The organism is Vagococcus proximus, from assembly GCF_029143285.1.
Taxonomy (GTDB): domain Bacteria; phylum Bacillota; class Bacilli; order Lactobacillales; family Vagococcaceae; genus Vagococcus_D; species Vagococcus_D proximus.
This window is the reverse complement of the sequence record NZ_JAPDSH010000005.1, coordinates 25,324-44,850: the sequence shown is the minus strand read 5'-3', so window position 1 is coordinate 44,850 and position 19,527 is coordinate 25,324. Positions and strand designations below refer to the sequence as shown.

The window sequence follows — 19,527 nt, the reverse complement described above, 5'->3', positions numbered from 1 at the left end:
TAGCCTAAGATTTTTTGATTTCTGCTACTTTATCTACAAATTTTTTAGCTTCTACTGTCACACTTTCATAACCATCTGTGGCAACATGACGTGTTAAGGCACTTCCTACACCAACACCCCAAGCACCATTGCCAATCCATTGGTCTAAGTTATCGATACTCACACCACCTGAAGGCATCATTTCAACATCTGGAATCGGCCCATGCACATCTTTAATATAACTAGCACCTAGTAAACCACCAGGGAATAATTTAACAACATCACTGCCATTTTCCATTGCTTGAATAATCTCTGTTACTGAGCCACAACCTGGCAAATAGGGTATCGCATAGCGATTGCATACTTCTGAAATTTTGGCATCAAAATGAGGGCTTACAACAAACTTAGCACCTGATAAGATGGCGTCGCGAGCCGTAATATCGTCTAAAACAGTCCCTGCTCCGATCACAACCTCTTCATCTGTTATAGAATCAGATAATTGTCTAATAACCTCACCTGCTTGTGGTGTCGTATAGGTTACTTCAATATTTTTTAAACCACCTTGGCAACATGCTTCTGAGATTCTAACACCATCCGTTACATTTTTACCACGGACTACTGCAAATAAATAATTACGTGTTAATTGATCTAAGATTCTACTTTTTTTTGTCATTTTAATCACTCCATTTAATTTAATTTTTTTTAACCTTTTTATCTAATACTACATAACTAATGACACCGATTAACATCACGATTATCGCGACAATGATAGCTGACATACCTGCTAATATACCGAAATTAGTTGATAAAACCCCTGTAATAATCGGCATTGTAATCCCACCAATACCACCTAAAATTAGAAGCCATCCCATCGCCATTGGGTATTTTTTAATAGAGCTTCCTGCAATAGTCATTGCTGTTGGATAAATCCCACCCATTGAAGCGCCTAAGCCAAAAATAATTAACATGATGACATAAAAATTAGTGGCTTGTAGCAACAAGATATAAAAAATACTTGTTCCAATACTAATAGCTAACAGTAATTGACTCTTAGCAAAGCGACTACCATAAAATGTACAAGCTAACCGCCCTACTAAAATAGCTAACCATAGAACCGAAGACAGCAATTGTGCTTGAGCTACCGTCATAATATTGGTATCCACAAAATACTTCACTAACCAACCTGTTATCGCAGCCTCTGCACATAGGTAAAAGAATAAAATAACAACAGTTGTCCAGAAATGTTTATCTGAAAAGAAAGCGTAGCTGCCTTTTTCTTTTTTCTTGTCTTGCACCCTATCTTCTGAAGAAATCGGCATTTTAGAAAACATATATTGCGAAATCAAAATCAACACAATGATAATCGCACTCGTAATACGCCAACCATTAAAACCGAATAATTTGGTTGTAATAATGACTAAAAATGGCGATAAAAGTGCTCCTACTGCGAATAAACTGTGTAAAAAGTTTAAAGCAGCTGGACTACTATTCGACACGTCATTTACTGTCTTATTGTTAAAGTTTGAAATACTTCCACGACTTATACCCGTGAAGAAGAATGCTACGAGTAACAACCACGGTTGCCCCGTTACCATGATTAATAAGAACCCTATCACTACAAAACTACTTAAAAATAAAATAGAATTTTTACGACCGAGATAGACTGGTAAAATTCCTGCAAGAAAGCCCGCAATCAAATTGCCTGCTTGGTGACTAGAAATCAACATGCCACTCACTGTATCGTTCAATTGATACGCTTCACTTAATAAAGGCAATATTGAACCAAATACCATAGCATATAAACCGTTTACAAAAAAGATAAAGAAGCAACATTTAATAATATACTTATTCGTTTCACTCAACTCGTCATAAAAAGAGTTCTTGAGCATCACTATCATCCCTCTTTCTATTTGATTCAAAATAAGAAAAGCAGCGACTGTGAAATCAGCGCTGCTTCCTAATATATCTACTAATTCCCTAGTAAGTTATGTTTCTATTTAGCTTTATGTCATGCTTTTATGGTTGTTTCCCAATAGAAGCTAAGATACCACCATCAACATATAAGATATGACCATTTACAAAGTTTGAAGCATCAGATGCTAAGAACACTGCTGGTCCTTGTAAGTCTTCTACTTTACCCCAACGAGCTGCTGGTGTTTTATCGATGATAAAGTTGTTAAATGGATGACCTTCTACACGTAATGGTGCCGTTTGTGGTGTTTCGATATAACCAGGTCCAATTCCGTTACATTGGATATTGTGTTCACCGAATTCTGCACAAATATTTTTAGTTAACATTTTTAAACCGCCTTTAGCAGATGCGTAAGCACTTACTGTTTCGCGTCCTAGTTCACTCATCATTGAACAAATGTTAATGATTTTACCATGACCTTTTTCAATCATTGATGGTAATACAGCCTTAGCCATAATGAATTGACCTGTTAAGTTAACATCGATAACTTGACGGTAGTCTTCAGCTGACATTTCAAGCATTGGAATACGTTTAATGATTCCAGCGTTATTAACTAAAATATCAATCACGCCAACTTCTGCTTCGATTTTTTTAACCATCTCTTGAACGCCAGCTTCGTCTGTTACGTCACATACATAACCATAAGCTTCGATTCCTGCTTCTTTGTAAGCTGCTAAACCTTGGTCTACTGATTCTTGATTAATACTGTTGAAGACGATTTTAGCGCCACCTTTAGCTAAAGCTTCTGCGATACCAAAACCAATTCCGTATACAGCTCCTGTTACTAATGCAATTTTTCCATTTAAATTAAATGAATCCATGTTAAATTCTGTCATTTTAATTTCCCCTTTTAGTTAAAAATAGTTTTATTTTAATTGATCCATTGCAACCATATCCATATCAGTATATGTGATATTTTCGCCACACATAGCCCAAATGAATGTGTAATCAGCTGTTGCCACACCTGTATGGATTGACCAGCTAGGTGAAATAGTGGCTTGTTCATTTGCGATGACTAAATGTTTAGTCTCTTCTGGTTTACCCATGAAGTGGAAGACGCGAGTATCTGGGTTCATATCGAAGTATAAGTATGTTTCCATGCGACGTTCATGAGTATGACATGGCATAGTGTTCCATGCTGATCCTTCTGCTAAAACTGTATATCCCATTTGTAATTGGCAGCTTTCGCAAATATTCGGATGAATGTATTGATAAATTTTTCTTTCGTTCAATGTTTTTTGCTCGCCTGTTTCTATTGGTTTAATATCATCGATACTAATTTTTACCGTTGGGTAAATTTTGTGGGCCGGTACTGATACGCAGTAGAACTTAGCTGGGTTAGATTGGTCATCAGATTTGAATAATACTTGTTTTGTTTCTTTTCCAATGTAGTAACCATCTTGTTTTTTCATTTCTGATTCTTCACCATCGATAACAATACTCCCAGGTCCACCAATATTGATAACACCTAATTCACGACGCTCTAAGAAATAATCAACACCTAATTCTTTTGTTAAAATAATTTCTAGTGCCTCTGTTGTTGGCGTTACACCTCCAAAGATCATGCGATCATTGTGTGTATACGTTAACATAATTTCACCTGGTACAAATAAAGATTCAATTAAAAACTCATCTCTTAATTGTTCTGTTGAGTAATGTCTAATATCCTCTGGGCTGTGTGCATATTTTGTTTCCATTTTCATAATAAATCGTCTCCTTCACATTTTATTAAAAGGTAGTCTGAGCATTAACTATGCTTCTCTAGGTTTTCCTTATAAGAAATTACGTTTTCTTAAAAAGAAATACAACCATAGTATAACGTCTCTTCTATTTTTTTTCAAGCCTAAAACTCATTAAATTTCTAAATATGATAACGCTTAATTTTAAGCAATCAAAAAAGCGAGAGTTTCCTCTCGCTTTTTTGATTTATTAACTATTACGACCATAAACAAATAATTGAGTTAACGCTGGGAATGGTGAGTCATCCTCATGCTTAATCAACTTATCAAATTCTAACCATTCGATTTCTTTAGGTTTTTCTAAATCAAAAGTTTGCTCGTCCATTACCTTCTCAAAAGAGTACACACGCTTATCACCATCAGAAAATGTGACAGTTCCTTCTGTCCAATAACTATCATGCGGGTAATCACCTCGTAAGATAAACCCTAACCGATCAATCGTCACCTTACGACCGAAGTCAATTCTAAGACAAGCATTTGGATCTTGATTGATGCCCCATGATTGATACGGATAACGACCATGATACTCATTCGCTAAGATGCCATCAATTGCATTTCTAGCAAAAAATGTTGTTTCATTACGGGTTTCAACATTTGCTGAGGCGTGCGGATAAGCACCACTGTCATCTTTTTGATCGTGTGGATTTAATGCAAGATTACGATATTGCGACACTTCGTAATCTTTAGCATAACGTACTGCCAAATAATGACGTTCTCCTTTGAACATATTTGGGTGATAAGCCGTACGATATGTTTCAGTAATTACTTTATATTCCCAAGTTTTTCCTGGCACATAAATAAAACTCTCATTAAGTGTTCCATCTAAATCTACTATTAAATAATTATTCTCAGTAGACAACTCCACCTTAATACTGTCACCTTCTTGATACTCTTCTTTAAACCCTAAAAAAACTGATTCTTCAGCACTATGCTCACGTTTAAGTTCGCCATCTTTATTCAAAATTGAAATCTTAATTGACATATTATCCCTCCTGAATTTTCTGTTCTATTTTTTTCTTTGTATCATTTATTTGGTGAGTTAACGAGGCAATCACTTCATCATTAATTCTAAACTTGGGCATACTAACACTAAAAGCACCGTACATATTATCCCCTAAGTCAATGCTTGTTCCAATACAGAAACAATCTTTTTCCATCTCTTCATCATCAAATGCAACACTTCTTTCGCTGACTATCTTCAGCTCTTCTAAGAGTGCTAATGAATTCGTTATAGTGTTAGGCGTGTATGGTACTAAGTCAGTTCTATTTAAATAAGACTTAACCTCTTCTTCAGGTAATTCAGATAGGATTGCTTTCCCCATAGCCGAGCTATATAAAGGTCTTGTGCTACCTACCTTAGATGTCATATAAATCGATTGCTTTTTAGGCTCTAACTTAGTTAAGTACATAACCTCATCACCACTGTAAATTCCTAAATGAATCGTTTCATCGACTGAATCGTGTAGCTCTTCTAGATAAGGGCTTGCTGCCTTAACCAACACCGAATCATTTATATATTTATTAGCATACTTGACTAGAGAAGGCCCTAACGTATACTCTTTTGTTGTATTATCTCGTGTTACATACCCAATTAAAACAAGGGTATCTAATATTTTTAATGTTGTTGAAGTTGTCATATCTGTTTGCTCTGCAATCTCTTTTAAACATTTACTTTCAGATGAATTTGATAAATAATCCATAATTTTAGCTGCTCTAATCAAGACTGTACCGTATGGTTTTTTTGAAACGTCCAAGTTACCACTCCTTTCTTTATCAGAAATTAAGTATACCATATGAGAAATGACATGAAAACCCTCGCTTTCTTATATCCATAATAAAAAAAGAATGGCCGTTTAAACGGACCATTCTCCTGCTAATAATTTAGTGACAGCATAAGCTACACCATCTTCATTATGATGTGTTGTAACATATTTAGCAGATTCTTTGACAGATGGCATCGCATTTTCCATCGCAATGCCAATTCCTGCATAACGAATCATCTCTAAGTCATTTTCGCTGTCACCTATAGCTGCAATATCGTGTTTTGTTATCCCTAATTCATCAGCCAGTACAGCTAAAGCTGACGCCTTACTAACTCCTTCAGCAGTTACTTCCAAGCACCACTCGTCTGGATAAACAGCTTCCAGCGCTAATTCTTTTAATTTCTGATTAAGGTTTTCCAATAACACATTATCACTAGTTGAAAAAAGAAATTTAGAGATGTTCGAGCCATCTTCACCTAAATCGGCTAATGAGTCAATTTCATGTAGAGCAGGGTTAAAAGGGAATGAGTTATAAATTTCGCGTTCTTTAACAATAACATACGATTTCTCACTTGTACTGAAGTAACTATTAACTCTATCAACACCATTAATTTTCATAATCTCTGATATTAAGTCAGCTTCAATATAACGATGATACAGCGAGTCCTCCGCTTCAATATGACGAACACCACTACCATTTAACGTCACAACATGACCTGTTATTCCTATATCTTTCATGAAATCTCGAGCTGATTCAAATGTTCGTCCCGTCGCAATTGCTACTTCGACATTTTGTTCAGTAGCTTTTCTTAAACTTGCTTTATTTTCTTTAGATATAACACCTTTCGAATTTAACGTCGTCCCATCTAAATCAACAACTATTAGTTTTGGTATCATTCGTTCTCCTTTTCGTCACAAAATATAGTCTGATTTTTTAAATTGGAGCTGTTGCCTTTTTAAAATTATCTTGATTTTCTGTTTCAATATAAACCGGATGGTCGCGAAATTTAATTGTTCTAGGAAGTTCTTTTTCTGTTTCGAAAATAACCAACTCGTTATCAACTTCTCTCAACAGTGGTGCTGGGATATAAAGATAACCGATTGGTCCAACATTCCAATATCTCCCTAAATTAACCCCATTTAAAAATGCAACACCTTTTCCAAATTCTGTAATATCTAAGAACGTATCAGCCTTTTGATTTAAGTTAACATCATAGTGATAGAAATGCCCAACTTTATTATCAGTACTATCTGTTTCGTTTTTTAATTCTTCAATATTATCTAACGGCAGCGTATAAATAGTCCAATCTGATTCAAAATGAATATCCATCATAAACCCACGGTTAATTCCTTTATGTTGCCCTTCACTTTGTAACAATGGACCGTAATTAACACGCCCCATATTTTCAACTAGAATATCGATTTGATTATCACCAATTTCCATATCCAACATAAAATCGGTTAACAATTCTTCTTGATATAATGTTTTGACTAATTGTTGATTAACGAAAATATGAACACGATCTTGAGCACCCATTAATAGACCACGTTGTTCTTTTTTAGCTGAGTAAACCGTTGTTCTATACAAAATGTAACCATAGTATTGGTCAAAAGCTTCCATTGTTTTAGGATACATCACATGTTGAGGGGTACTAATTTTATCTAAAACATCAAATAAGTTTGTTGTTTTAGTTAACTGACCAGTCCCTGACGTTTTGGCTAAAAGTTGTGGTTCTGAAACAGATGAGTATTTTGATAAAATAGCTTGCGCTAATTTATATTTTTCAGTAGGGTCACCCCATTCTGTTAACAACGCATCGTAATCGTATGATGTTACCTGTGGCAGGCGTTTTAAACCTCGACTTGAACACCCATTCATAAACCCAAAGTTAGTACCCCCTTGGAACATATAGAAGTTAAGAGAGCCTAAACTAACCATTTCTTCTAGTACTTCAGCAAACTCTTGTGGGCTTCTACGAATGATTGGCTCGTTATACCTATTAAACCAACCGTCCCAAAACTCCATACACATCATAGGCATTTTAACATTTTTTTCATCAAAATAGGCTTTCATGTTTCTAAAGTTCTCTGCTGCTTTAGAACCAAAATTACCTGTTGCAAGAATTCCATCTTCTACTAACGAACCGGCACGTAACGTTTCATCCCAACTCCCATCAGATGTAAATAATGGAACGGTAATGCCCTCTGCTTTAATCATTTTGACAAGTGATCTAAGATACTCTTTTTCATTACCATATGAGCCATATTCATTCTCTACTTGCAGCATTAAGATAGGACCACCTTCTGTCACCTGTTGCGGTTTTAAACGTGTTAAAATCTCGTGATAGAAAGGAGCTACTTTTTCTAAAAATAACGAATCAGCTGTACGATAAATCATATCTGGATAGTTTAACAACCATCCAGGTAGTCCTCCAAATTCCCATTCTGCACAAATGAAAGGTGAGGGTCTAACGATAACGTATAGTCCTAATTCTTCAGCTAGAGTAATGAATTTGTTAATATCACGACCTTCTGAAAAATCAAATTCACCTTCTTTAGGCTCATGTAAATTCCAAGGGATATAGGTTTCAACAGTATTACACCCCATTGCTTTTAAGTTATATAAAGAGTGTTCCCAATAATCTGGGTGAACTCTAAAATAATGTAAAGCTCCTGAAATAATTTTAAACGGTTCATTATCTAGTAAAAATTCTGATGTCACATTAAAAGTTGTCATTTTTTCCCCCACCATCTTCATTAAATGCTCTCATTTATTAGCCTAATTTTGGAACTAAATCATTCACACGTTTGATGCTAGCAGGACCTTCTTCGATAATATTTAACGGTTGTCCTGTCATACCAGCGTTTAAATAACTGATTACCATAGGCATATTCATACCTGAATACAACTCAATATCTTCACCTTGCATGACATATTTAGAGATTTGGTTACATGGAGTTCCACCTAACAAGTCAGCAAAAACTACAAGTTGTTCCCCTGCTGTTTCCGCTTTAATTGCTTCAAATTTAGCAACATAATCTTCTTCACCTTCTTCAGGAAGTAAAGCTAATGTATAAATTTCTTCTTGAGGTCCAAAAATCATCTCTACACTTTTTTTCAATTCTTCACAAAAAATACCATGACTTGTTAATACTAATTTACTCATATCAAACTTCTCCGTTCTATAATAAATTCTAGTTTTTAAAATTAAATTTTTGCAATTACACCTAAAGCTGACAATGCCACAGACACGAATAATACAATAAAGATCGCACGAGTTGCTGTCATATTTTTACGTCCTAATAACCAGTATACTAATCCAACTAGACCAGCAGGAACTAATTTTGGTAATACCATGTCAATTTTATCTTGGATATTAACTGCTAAATCACCGATCTGAGCAACGTATCCAATTTTAATATTAATCATCGTTGCAATTAATGCTCCGACCATGAATACCCCTAGCAATGTAGCTGCATCTGTCAAAGCTGATAATTTACTTTGCATTTTTGTAACAAGGGTAACCCCTTCTTTATAAGCAAATTCTAACTGTCTCCAACGGAAATACATCACACCTATATTCACTGCAATCCAGATGAAGATCCCTGTTGGATTTCCGCCTACAGCCATATTCGCTGCAATAGCACCAAAGATTGCTGGTAATAATGCTGCAAAAATTGAATCCCCGATTGCTGCAAATGATCCCATTAACCCAACTTTAATACCCGCAACGGTTTCTTTTGATTCAATTCCTTCACGTTCTTCGATAGCCAAGTTTGTTCCTGTAATAATAGTATTAAAGAAATTACTTGTATTAAAGAATTGCGTATGATTTTTCATCGCTTCTTTTAAATCATCTGTATCGTCACCATAAATTTTTCTTAACTGGGGCAATACAGTATACAAATAACTTGTATTTTGCATTCTTTCATAGTTCCAACCTAGTTGGAAAGTGAATAAATTGCGACGGTTTACTTGATTAAAATCTTTTTTTGTTAATTTATATTTAGAGTTCGTCATCTAGAATTTCTCCCTTCATATCATCTATTGATTGAGTTGTGTCTTCTTCAACAGCTGTATTTGATGTCCCTCCAGCTGTAGCTGGTTTATTCATGCTACGGTTATATTCTGCTGCTGCAATACCAAAACCGATTAAAGCAATCCCTAACATCGGAAGACCTGCAAAGTTATGAGCGAATTCTTCTGATAACCCTGATACAGCCCCTCCAACAGCACTAACATCACCGTAAACAGTTGCTAATATAGCGGTTACAACAAATCCTAAAATTAAATAAGGGAAATGTTTTTTGACTGGTAAATATCTAAGTAAGATAGCAAAACCAACTGCTGGTAATACCGCACCGGCTGTTTCTAAACCTGTTGCCAACCAACTTAACTCGTTATTCATGTATTCAACAACTGTATTAACTAAGCCTCCACCAAATGTTAACGCCAAGAATACTGGTAAAGCACGTGATAAGGCCCAGGGTAAAGCACCTAATAAATAATTGCGTTCAATTGCACGATAGTTATGATCTTCAATGTGTTTATCAATTCTATGCGCGAAAAATGTATTCGTAAAACGGGCTAAAATATCTGTTTGAATTAATAATGCCGCTACTGGTACTGCGATTGATGAAATTGCTAATTCTTTATTCATTCCTAAACCAATCGAGAAAGCTGTTGCTAAAACTGTTCCTGAGTTCGCATCAATACGTGATGAACCACCAAATGTTCCTACACCAAGAACTGTTAATTGCATCGCTCCACCGATCATAAGACCAGTTTTCATATCTCCCATGATTAAACCAGAAATAAATCCTGCAAAAACTGCTGAACCTGCACTTGAGTTAATCGTTAACTCATCACATATTTGATATCCTGCATAAAGCGTTAATAATAATATTTGCCACCATTCTATTCCCATACTAATTCCCCTCTATTCCTTTTAAATTTTATAAGTCTTTTAATAATTCCATAAAATCATTTTGTTTATCACCCGGAACCATTTGATTGGTTAATTTAACCCCTTTATCTGCTAAAACTTTAAAATCTGCAATATCCTTTTCAGTGACGTTGATTGATTTATTAACATGTTTGGTTTCTGGTGTTTGTGACATGTTTCCAACATTAATAGCTGTGATAGGAACACCTTTATTAACTAGCTCTAAAAGTACATCCGGTTTTTTTACCACGAGAAACACTTTTTGTGAATCATATCGACCATCTAAAATATTTTCAGCTGCCTTTTCAACAGGGATAACGCTTAATTTTGTCCCTGCAGGACATGCCATTCTTAAACCAGACTTTTCAATATCGCTTTGTGAAACTTTATCATCCACAACCATAATTCTTGTTGCTCCTAGTGACGGTGTCCATAAATTTGCAACTTGACCATGAATCAAACGACCATCGATGCGTACTGCTGTTATTGCCATACTTACCAGCTCCTTTTATATTTTTATCTTTTCTAAACAGAATATAAACCGCTTACATTTAGGAAAGACTATTTATTCTACATTCTTATTATTTTTAAGAATAGGTTAGACCTATTCCTAAAGATAATAAGACAGTGTATTTAAATTTCGATTACTTCAATTTTATCAAGATACTCATCAACTTTATCTGGATTGACAAAGCCTGTTTTTGCTTCCATCGTATTTAACATACCAGCAGTCATTGCCAGTTTTAAACACTCTAAAATATCTTTACCTTCTGAAATAGCTACTGCCATTCCTGCTACTGTAGAATCCCCCGAACCAACAGGGTTAACAACAGTTATCTTTGGAATTTTGACACGGTAAAAGATTTCATTATATTTAACAAATGCACCATCCGCCCCCATAGAAACCACGATAAGTGGAATTCCCTCAAATAATGAATCCCTTAAAATAACTTTAAGTTCATCATCTGTCTGAATAGAAACTCCCATTAAAGCCTCTAATTCTTCAGTATTTGGTTTAATCATATAAGGTTTGGACTGACTTTTTAAAACAGCTTCTAATGATTGGCCTGAACTATCCAGTAAGACACGTTTTCCTGCTTCTTCAGCCTCTGAGACTAATAAAACATAAAAATCAACAGGTAATCCTTGAGGTAAACTCCCGGAGATAGTGACCACATTAGCTTGCTTTAATAAGTCCCTATATAACTCTAAGAAAGAAGTTGCTTCTTCCTTAGAGATTGTAGGGCCTTTTTCCAATACTTCCGTCTGATGCCCCTCATGTATCAGAGCCAGACAGTTACGAGATTCACTCGCTATCTGTGAAAAGCGATGGTTGATACCTGATTGATTTAAATCTTTTTCAATATACGCTCCAACTGTGCCACCAACTAATCCTGTTGCTACGACTTTTGAACCTAACTGATGAGCCACACGTGTTACGTTTAAACCTTTTCCACCTGCACTTTTCAGCACATCTGAAACACGATTTACTGTATCTAACTCTAACTTATCCATCGCGTACATCATGTCAACTGACGGATTCATTGTAACAGTCAAAATCATTTTATTCGCTCCTGACTCACCTATTATTTTGTTAATTTAGTTGTCCAAGGTTGTGCTGTTTTATTAATAACTGTATTTAATTCTTCGATATTTTGACGTCCTTCAGTTTTTAACCATTCACGAGTGGCAGCTTCGCCTTCTGTTGCGAATACTTCAACGCCACCTTTCCAAGTTGCACGTCCACATAACACACCATTGAATGTTGAACCTGCTTCATGGGCAAATACTAATGTTTCTTGGAATAATTTAGCACTAACACCTGCACTTAAGAAAATAAATGGTAGGTGCGTTGCTTCACTTTGTTCCTTGAAGTATGCAAGTGCTTCTTCTCTTGTATAAATAACATCTGCTGGATTTTCAGCAAATCCTTCAACATAATTCATGTTCACTGGTACTTCCATTTTTAATACTTCAACATGGTATTTTTCTTTTGAGAATTCTTTCATCATGTCGTTTACTTTATGCGGTTTAACTTTAGCATATTCTGGACTAGTTGCATCTGAGATAGTGGCATCATAAGATACTAATTCTAAGTAGAATGGAATATCTTCAGCCACACACTCTGAACCTAAACGTTCAATGAAGGCATGCTTACGGTCATTGATTTCAGCTGACTCATCAATATCATAGTAAAGTAAAAATTTAACAGCATCTGCTCCAGCTTCTTTAATGCGACGTGCTGACATATTTGCAATTAAGTCAGGAAAACGTCCTGGTTCTGTTGCATCGTATCCAGTTTGTTCATATGCCAATAATAAACCTGCTTCATCATCACGAACACCTGCTGCTGGTAAACCGTATTCAGGATCTAATAAAATTGATGAGGCATATGGTGTTAATTCTTCAGAAACTAATTTTTTAAATTCAACGATTGTTGTATCCACATCTCCCTGGAAGTTACCTGCTGCTAACATTTTTTTAAGCGCGCCACGTTGGTCGATTGCTAAAGCACCGATAATACCGTCTTTAGTAGATAATTTTTCCATAGCTTTGTATTTATTTTCTGTGATTTTCATAGTAAATCTCCTCTTTTATATGAATTAGTTTTTAGAATTACGTATTAATTTGAGTAAGAATGAATTTTAACACCTTGAACGACACGATTTACCGTACCTGTTGGTGATGGTGTATCAGGTGTATTGCCTACTTTTAATGACGCCATAACTGAAACAGTTTGAGCAAACATCACATACGGTAAGGCTAAGTATGCATCAGGTAATGTCTCACCAGTTGTGAATTCATATTTATCTTGGCTAAATGTTGTGTCACGTTTAACAGTAATAGCACATACTTTTTCAGCAATTTCATCTGCAGCAACTTCTTCTAAGATATCTAGATCGTACTGACGTGTGTATGCATTATTTGAAACAAAACCAAAAATAATTGTTTTATCATCAACAAATGATTTCGGACCATGACGGAATCCCATAGATGAGTCAAAAATTGTTGCAATTTTACCTGCTGTTAACTCCAAAATTTTCAATTGTGCTTCTCTAGTCAATCCAGCTAAGCTACCTGAACCTAAGTAAACAACACGATTAAAATCTAAATCTAGCAATGATTGAATTTGAGAGTCATTGGCTACAACTTCATTACCTAATTGACTCATCATCTCTACGTATGCTTTTTTTTGTTCAAAATCAGCTGAATCAAATACTAATAAAGTAGTTAATGCCATACAGCTGTAACTTCCAGTCATTGCAAATCCTTTATCATTAGAATCTTCCGGCATTAATAATAACAAGTTTTTATCATCACCTTTAGAGTTGATTGCTAACTTTCCTTCAGCTGCACATGTTATTGTTAGCTGATAAAAATCTGGAATTAATTGTTGTCCTAATTGAACAGCTGCAACACTTTCAGGACTGTTTCCACTTCTTGCAAATGAAACTAATAAAGTTGGTATTTCTGGATTATAGAACTCATATGGATTTGATACGATATCTGTTGTTGGTACGCTTTGTAAATCAAATTGTTTTTCATCTACTTTACTCTTTAAGTAAGCGATAACAGTATCACCTACATAAGCAGATGTTCCCGCTCCTGTAAATACAACGCATACTTTTGAATGTTTATTTTTAATAGTTGTTAAAAAACTTTCGATAGCTTCTTTACGTTCTGTGTAAAGTTCAAAAGCTTCTTGCCACAATCTAGGTTGTTGTTGGATTTCGCGAGTCGTAATAACTGCACCTTTTTTCGTTAACTCTTCATCTGATAAATGATACATAATAAAACCCCTTTCTATTTTCAAATCCCTTTACTGGTACTTACTGGTAATGACCAGTTACTACATGTTTAATATATCTTCTTTTAAAGGAGTTGTCAATTCCTTTGTTCAAAAAGATATACTAAGCACTATCTAAAATGTTTCACCTTGTAATTAAATTGGTCACTTCTTGCCGTACTAATCGTAAACTCGACTACTTTATTAGTCCGATCATACGCCACTCGTTTTAATTTTAAACAGGCCGATTGAATCGGAACATCTAACATCGCAGCTTCTTTTTCTGTCACTAAGCTTGCAGAAAACTCTTCTTCTGCAAGTTTAATAATCTTATGATAATCTTCATTAAACACATTGTATAATGGTTTTTTATTGAGTTTATCTAATGTCAGATCCGGGAAATCAGTTACCGGAATATAAGTATACTCAACCATCATAGGAAAACCATCAGCTAAACGTAACCGTTTCAACCTATAAACTAAGTCAGTTGGGCCAACATTTAATTTACCGCCAATATATTCGTTAACATAGACTTTTTGAAAATCTAGTATTTTGGTTTGTGGTTCCTTCCCCTGTTGTTTCATTTGATCTGTAAAACTATAATAGTCCATTAAATTTTGTTTATTTCTGTTAAGTGATGCAACAAAACTTCCTTTACCAGGTTGTTTATAGATATACCCCATATTCTCTAATTCTGTTAATGCCAATCGCACAGTTGTTCTACTTACATCATAAACTTGGCATATCTCACGTTCAGATAACATTTTATCATTAGGTTGCAATTTCTCATCAATTTCTTTAACCAACACATTTACAAGTTGATCATATAACGGAATCGCACTGTTTTTATTAATCATCAGGAACTCTCCTTGCTCTCTCATACATCTCAGTAATGTCTATTCTTTATAGTATAAGCTTTGGTTTTGTTTGTCAATTTGAGTTAAGCGTTTAAATAGGAACTTCCTTTATATTTTATAACAGTCTCTGATAATCCTTCCCTCCATTTTCAAGGTTAATTAAGGTGACCTTACCATATACGGCTTCATTTTCAACGTAATAAAGCTTATGACCAGAAAATGTGTCTTGATGTTGTAAACTAATTATTTTTTCACTCTCACCTAATGACACCTTTAGGCCTACACATTTATCAATAGGAATAGCACTTGCATTAGCTGATTGCTCTACTTTTGCTAACTTAACTGATACTTGATGATTAGAACTATATACCGTATAGCCAAAGAATGATCCCTCAAATTCACTAGACAATTTCAGACGAGTGGTTGTCGCCATTTTATTATATGTTGGTGACCATAAGGCTTCTTCTGTACTCATCTGTTGATAATTATGATAACTGTATAGGGTTGTTCTATCCCCACGAAGGACACTTTTTCTCTGTCCCGTCTCAACTTTAATCGTTTCTCCTAAATTTAAAAATTGTTCCACTTTATTTTTACCAGTTGCTTTTATATAATCTGTGACAATCAACAATTCTTCAGCTTCAAACCAAATAAATGTCCGAGTTACTAACTTATCCCCTGTTGACTGCTCCTCTAAATAACTAATTTGTGTTGTCGTCACACCATTACGGGTCGAACTAACACTAGCAAGCGGTGTCGTTGATTTTTTAAAAGCCCATGAATCTTTGATTTGAGTAAAAGGCTCATCATTAATAACTAGAACATTATGAGACTTCGCTTCTTTTAGTATAGTTCTCTCGTCTATTTCACGATAAGTGTATCGGCCAGGATCGATTAAAATATCTTCTCCATTTACCATATAATCAAAATGACCTAAAGAAGCATGTCCATGACCACTACTGATTACACCATTAAAAATATGTAGAAAACTTGAATTTAGTTTCCAATCTTTGTGATAGAAAAAATTACCTGTTTCATAATCTACACATTGTCTTATTTTTTTATTGGTTTGCAACTCACCCAAACGCTTTTGAATATCTAATGTTTGAAATTTAGTTTTAACCCCATCAAAACTTAATGCTAATAGATCTAAACAGATCTCCTCACTATGGCGCGTCGGAATATCTCTATCCAAGATCAGGCTAAATGTTTGAATCATATCGTCTATTTTTATTAAATCAGTGTCTCCTTGTTGTAAGATATAGCCATTCGGTTTTACAAAATAAGGAGCAACACTAAGCATTCGCTCCACCGTTTCAGAAATGATGACTGGACACTCATTTAAAACTTCCTTATAACTTAACATGACAAGGGAAAGCTGACGCCATACTTCCATAAAATAAAGTGGAGACTGTTCCCAGTGTAGTCCTGAATTTTGAACTTGGAGCTGGCATTGTTTAACTAAGCGTGCCTCATTTCGTTCATAACTCTCGACAGATACTATCTCTGGATGCTGATTCGCAAGTACCACAATCCCACTACTAATTAAAACACCCCAGTTACTCAGGTCGTATTTCGTTATATAGTGCTCATTTAAATAATTAACTTGTGTTTTAAGCCCATCATCCAATCGTTTCTTTTCTTCAGGTTTCAAAAATTCTGAACGTTCTAATTCTGTATATAAAACAGACCAATATAGAACCCGAATGCCTGTGTCAATTGTACGCCATGCCAAACCACCTGGTTCTACACAATTAACTAACCAACTCAACATTAAGTCCTTTGCCTTAAGTAAGTACTCATCTTTATCTGTCACATAATACGCTGTTAATAAATCAATCAAATACTCTTGACGATTTAGCATAAAAATCCACTCTTCATCTTCATTTGGCGTATACAGCCAATTAATTTCATTCATATTAATAATTTTATGGTAAGGTTCCATATCATAAGGGTGTGTAAATACAAAATTATTTTCTAAAAGATAGTCCGCATTTTTAATCGCCTCAGCTGTCTTAGCAAAGTTATTTTTGTGTATCATTTTTATAAACTCAGCTTGCTTCATTTGAACATCCTCCTCAACTATTTTCTTATAAAAAAAGGGTATAGGATAAAAATATCCCATACCCTTTCTCAGCTACCTAATTATTTAATTTTGCCAACCACTGACATTTTATCAATCTCAATCACTGTTTGATTAGCAATTTCTAATGAAATGGTCTCAGGATTTATTGCTTGAATGACACCAATAATACCGGCTGCCATCATAACAGTATCACCTTTTTTTAGCTCATTTTGAAAAGCCTGTATCGTTTCTTGTTGTTTCTTAGCAGCCTTTTTTTTGGCTAATGGAATCGCAACTAAGTACAGCAATACCATTAAGATAACAAACGCAATTAGCAAATAATCTTTCATAATTAGATACCTTCTTCTTCCTCTTCTTCAACCTCTTCAAAGGTTTCCGTTTCTGGTAATAGTAACATTACTTCTTTGGCTTCCACTAAACTTCTTTGTAATTCAGCTTCCACATTGTCTTTATTCAGTACTTGAAGATTAATTTTCATCACAATTTCTAGTAATAAATTGAGTGGGGCACTTGAAATAATATATTGCGTACGTTTGCCTTTTTCCATAATCAGGCGACTAGCAATTTGATGAGGAGCCCCACCTGTCATATCTGCAAATACAATAACTTCATCATTGTTATCTAGATACTCATTTAATTGTGTCTCATAATCAGCGTGTGTTAAGTCCTGATTTAAATTAAATTTTGTAATATTCTCATCTGTTCCTGATAATAATTTTAACGCTGAAACCATGCCATCAGGATAATTGCCATGTCCAACTACACATATATTAAACATAATTCATACCTACCTATTATTTTAAGATTCCTAGAGCTGATAACGCAACTCCGGCAACGATTAGTAAAAGGATCAATTTATATGTTGACCATTTGTACTTTCTAATTAGAACATAAATTCCGCCAGTAACCAAGACTGGTAACATATTTGGTGCTATTTTATCAAATACTGTTTGTAAAGCGACAACTTGTTGTTCGCCCTCTACTGTAGTTGAGTATTCCAAGGCTAAATTAACTTTAACAAAGGATACAGCCAACCCAGAGATTACGGTAACACCGATTGTTGTTGCAATTGTAACGATTGATGCCATTTTTTCACTTAATGTATCGATAACGCTTGTACCTAATTTGTAACCTAAATAACCCATTAACATTCTAATACCAAATGTAATACCGAACATTGCTACGATAAAGAAGATTGGACCTGCTACTAAACCGTCCATTGCCATTCCTGCACCAATTGTTGAAAATAGAGGAGCTAATCCAAATTGTGATAATGAATCACCAATACCAGATAATGGTCCCATTAAAGCAAATTTAATCGCACGAGTGTCCTCTTCACTTTGACCATTATCATACATAGCTAATTGCATACTTGTAATGAAAGGAACCAATTGAGGGTTAGTGTTATAAAACTCTAAGTTCCCTGCAGTTACTTCACGTAATTTTTGCTCATCATCTTTGTAGATTTTTTTCAAAGCTGGAAAAATTGAGTTTGCGTAACCTGTTCCTTGGTAGTTACCATAGTTAAATCCGTTTTGTAAAAGATATGAACGTAAGCTTGCAACAGCATAATCCTTCGGCTGTAATACTGGTTGTCTAGATTCCATCTTCAAAAACCTCCTCGCCTTCTTCTTCTTCGCTTGAACCGTTACCGCCATTGTAGAAGTTGTTAAATGCTAAAATTGCTCCTACAAACGCTAAACCTATAACTGGCATAGCTAAATATGAAATACATACATAACCTAAAATTAATGCTGGAATGTATTCTTTTTTAACCATAACATTTAAAATCATTGCAAAACCGATTGCTGGTAATAATCCACCGGCAACTGATAAACCATTCATTAACCATTGTGGAATAATCTCAACAAAGCTACGTAATAGATCAATACTTAATGTCGCTACTAACCCCACTACGAAACCAAAAATTGCAAATAAAATAGCTGTTAAATTTGATGACAATTTGAATTTTTTATAATTTCCTTCAAGTAACGCTTTTTTCGCTTGTGTTAATGACCCTGCATTTAATGAGTAAATAAATGTAATCATAAATTGAATCATAACCGCGAATGGTAGAGATAATGCTAATGCTTTTTCAGGTGTCATGCCTTGATCTTTAAGTGCAATCGCCATAATAGTCCCTACAATACCAGGTCCGATTGGGTTCGGCGGTACTGTACCACCCGCTCCAACACCAAATCCCATGAAAGCAAGTTCTGCTGTTGCCCCCATAATTAAACCTGTTTGAACATCTCCTAAAATTAGTCCCACACCAAATGATAAGAAAATAGCTCTGTTAGTGTAAGTCCCCATGATTTGTCCTGTTAAACAGAAAGCTGCGAACAAACCAACTAAAATACCCTGTGTCAATGTTGCATCCATTGATAACTCCTCCTAT

General features: G+C 35.0%; 21 protein-coding genes. All 21 read right to left on the bottom strand.

What is annotated here, in order from left to right:
* Positions 1–4: 4 nt before the first annotated feature.
* Complete coding sequence (locus OL233_RS07330) at positions 5–652, bottom strand: bifunctional 2-keto-4-hydroxyglutarate aldolase/2-keto-3-deoxy-6-phosphogluconate aldolase (RefSeq protein WP_275471685.1); 648 nt, start codon at positions 650–652, stop codon at positions 5–7.
* 19 nt (positions 653–671) lie between these two features.
* The gene (locus OL233_RS07325; protein WP_275471815.1) at positions 672–1,868 is read right to left on the bottom strand and encodes an MFS transporter; all 1,197 of its coding nucleotides are present in this window, start codon (positions 1,866–1,868) and stop codon (positions 672–674) included.
* Between the two features lie 127 nt (positions 1,869–1,995).
* Entirely contained in the window at positions 1,996–2,787 is a 792-nt protein-coding gene (locus OL233_RS07320; protein ID WP_126831981.1) for a gluconate 5-dehydrogenase, read from the bottom strand.
* A gap of 30 nt (positions 2,788–2,817) precedes the next feature.
* Positions 2,818–3,657, bottom strand: a complete 840-nt coding sequence (gene kduI / locus OL233_RS07315) for a 5-dehydro-4-deoxy-D-glucuronate isomerase (protein ID WP_275471813.1) — start codon at positions 3,655–3,657, stop codon at positions 2,818–2,820.
* 223 nt (positions 3,658–3,880) lie between these two features.
* Positions 3,881–4,672 (bottom strand): hypothetical protein, encoded by a 792-nt coding sequence (locus tag OL233_RS07310; protein ID WP_275471684.1) that lies wholly within the window; start codon positions 4,670–4,672, stop codon positions 3,881–3,883.
* A gap of 1 nt (position 4,673) precedes the next feature.
* Positions 4,674–5,483, bottom strand: a complete 810-nt coding sequence (locus OL233_RS07305) for an IclR family transcriptional regulator (protein ID WP_275471683.1) — start codon at positions 5,481–5,483, stop codon at positions 4,674–4,676.
* Positions 5,484–5,543: 60 nt separating this feature from the next.
* A complete protein-coding gene (locus OL233_RS07300) occupies positions 5,544–6,350 on the bottom strand; it encodes a Cof-type HAD-IIB family hydrolase (protein WP_275471682.1) in 807 nt (268 codons plus the stop codon).
* Between the two features lie 37 nt (positions 6,351–6,387).
* Entirely contained in the window at positions 6,388–8,211 is a 1,824-nt protein-coding gene (locus OL233_RS07295) for a glycoside hydrolase family 35 protein (RefSeq protein WP_275471681.1), read from the bottom strand.
* A 16-nt stretch (positions 8,212–8,227) separates the two neighbouring features.
* Positions 8,228–8,620 (bottom strand): PTS sugar transporter subunit IIA, encoded by a 393-nt coding sequence (locus tag OL233_RS07290; RefSeq protein ID WP_126831973.1) that lies wholly within the window; start codon positions 8,618–8,620, stop codon positions 8,228–8,230.
* Between the two features lie 41 nt (positions 8,621–8,661).
* Positions 8,662–9,474, bottom strand: coding sequence for a PTS system mannose/fructose/sorbose family transporter subunit IID (locus tag OL233_RS07285; protein ID WP_275471680.1), 813 nt, complete (start codon positions 9,472–9,474; stop codon positions 8,662–8,664).
* Positions 9,461–10,381 carry a PTS mannose/fructose/sorbose/N-acetylgalactosamine transporter subunit IIC gene (locus OL233_RS07280; RefSeq protein WP_275471679.1) on the bottom strand — a complete coding sequence of 307 codons (921 nt, stop codon included), beginning with the start codon at positions 10,379–10,381 and terminating at the stop codon, positions 9,461–9,463. Before OL233_RS07280 ends, OL233_RS07285 begins: the two co-directional genes overlap by 14 nt.
* A 28-nt stretch (positions 10,382–10,409) precedes the next feature.
* Positions 10,410–10,892, bottom strand: coding sequence for a PTS sugar transporter subunit IIB (locus tag OL233_RS07275; protein ID WP_275471678.1), 483 nt, complete (start codon positions 10,890–10,892; stop codon positions 10,410–10,412).
* Between the two features lie 140 nt (positions 10,893–11,032).
* Positions 11,033–11,962, bottom strand: a complete 930-nt coding sequence (locus OL233_RS07270; RefSeq protein ID WP_275471677.1) for a hexose kinase — start codon at positions 11,960–11,962, stop codon at positions 11,033–11,035.
* A gap of 23 nt (positions 11,963–11,985) precedes the next feature.
* Positions 11,986–12,978, bottom strand: a complete 993-nt coding sequence (gene lacD, locus OL233_RS07265; protein ID WP_275471676.1) for a tagatose-bisphosphate aldolase — start codon at positions 12,976–12,978, stop codon at positions 11,986–11,988.
* Positions 12,979–13,022: 44 nt separating this feature from the next.
* Positions 13,023–14,189: an SIS domain-containing protein gene (locus tag OL233_RS07260; RefSeq protein ID WP_275471675.1), complete on the bottom strand. Its 1,167-nt coding sequence runs from the start codon at positions 14,187–14,189 to the stop codon at positions 13,023–13,025.
* A gap of 128 nt (positions 14,190–14,317) precedes the next feature.
* Positions 14,318–15,043 carry a GntR family transcriptional regulator gene (locus OL233_RS07255; protein WP_275471674.1) on the bottom strand — a complete coding sequence of 242 codons (726 nt, stop codon included), beginning with the start codon at positions 15,041–15,043 and terminating at the stop codon, positions 14,318–14,320.
* A 115-nt stretch (positions 15,044–15,158) separates the two neighbouring features.
* The gene (locus OL233_RS07250; RefSeq protein WP_275471673.1) at positions 15,159–17,108 is read right to left on the bottom strand and encodes a heparinase II/III family protein; all 1,950 of its coding nucleotides are present in this window, start codon (positions 17,106–17,108) and stop codon (positions 15,159–15,161) included.
* 80 nt (positions 17,109–17,188) lie between these two features.
* Positions 17,189–17,458, bottom strand: a complete 270-nt coding sequence (yajC, locus tag OL233_RS07245; RefSeq protein WP_275471672.1) for a preprotein translocase subunit YajC — start codon at positions 17,456–17,458, stop codon at positions 17,189–17,191.
* Between the two features lie 2 nt (positions 17,459–17,460).
* Entirely contained in the window at positions 17,461–17,907 is a 447-nt protein-coding gene (locus OL233_RS07240; RefSeq protein ID WP_275471671.1) for a PTS sugar transporter subunit IIA, read from the bottom strand.
* 16 nt (positions 17,908–17,923) lie between these two features.
* Complete coding sequence (locus OL233_RS07235) at positions 17,924–18,736, bottom strand: PTS system mannose/fructose/sorbose family transporter subunit IID (RefSeq protein ID WP_275471670.1); 813 nt, start codon at positions 18,734–18,736, stop codon at positions 17,924–17,926.
* Positions 18,726–19,511 carry a PTS mannose/fructose/sorbose/N-acetylgalactosamine transporter subunit IIC gene (locus OL233_RS07230; protein ID WP_126831950.1) on the bottom strand — a complete coding sequence of 262 codons (786 nt, stop codon included), beginning with the start codon at positions 19,509–19,511 and terminating at the stop codon, positions 18,726–18,728. The genes OL233_RS07235 and OL233_RS07230 overlap by 11 nt, the downstream gene beginning before the upstream one ends.
* Between the last annotated feature and the right edge of the window lie 16 nt (positions 19,512–19,527).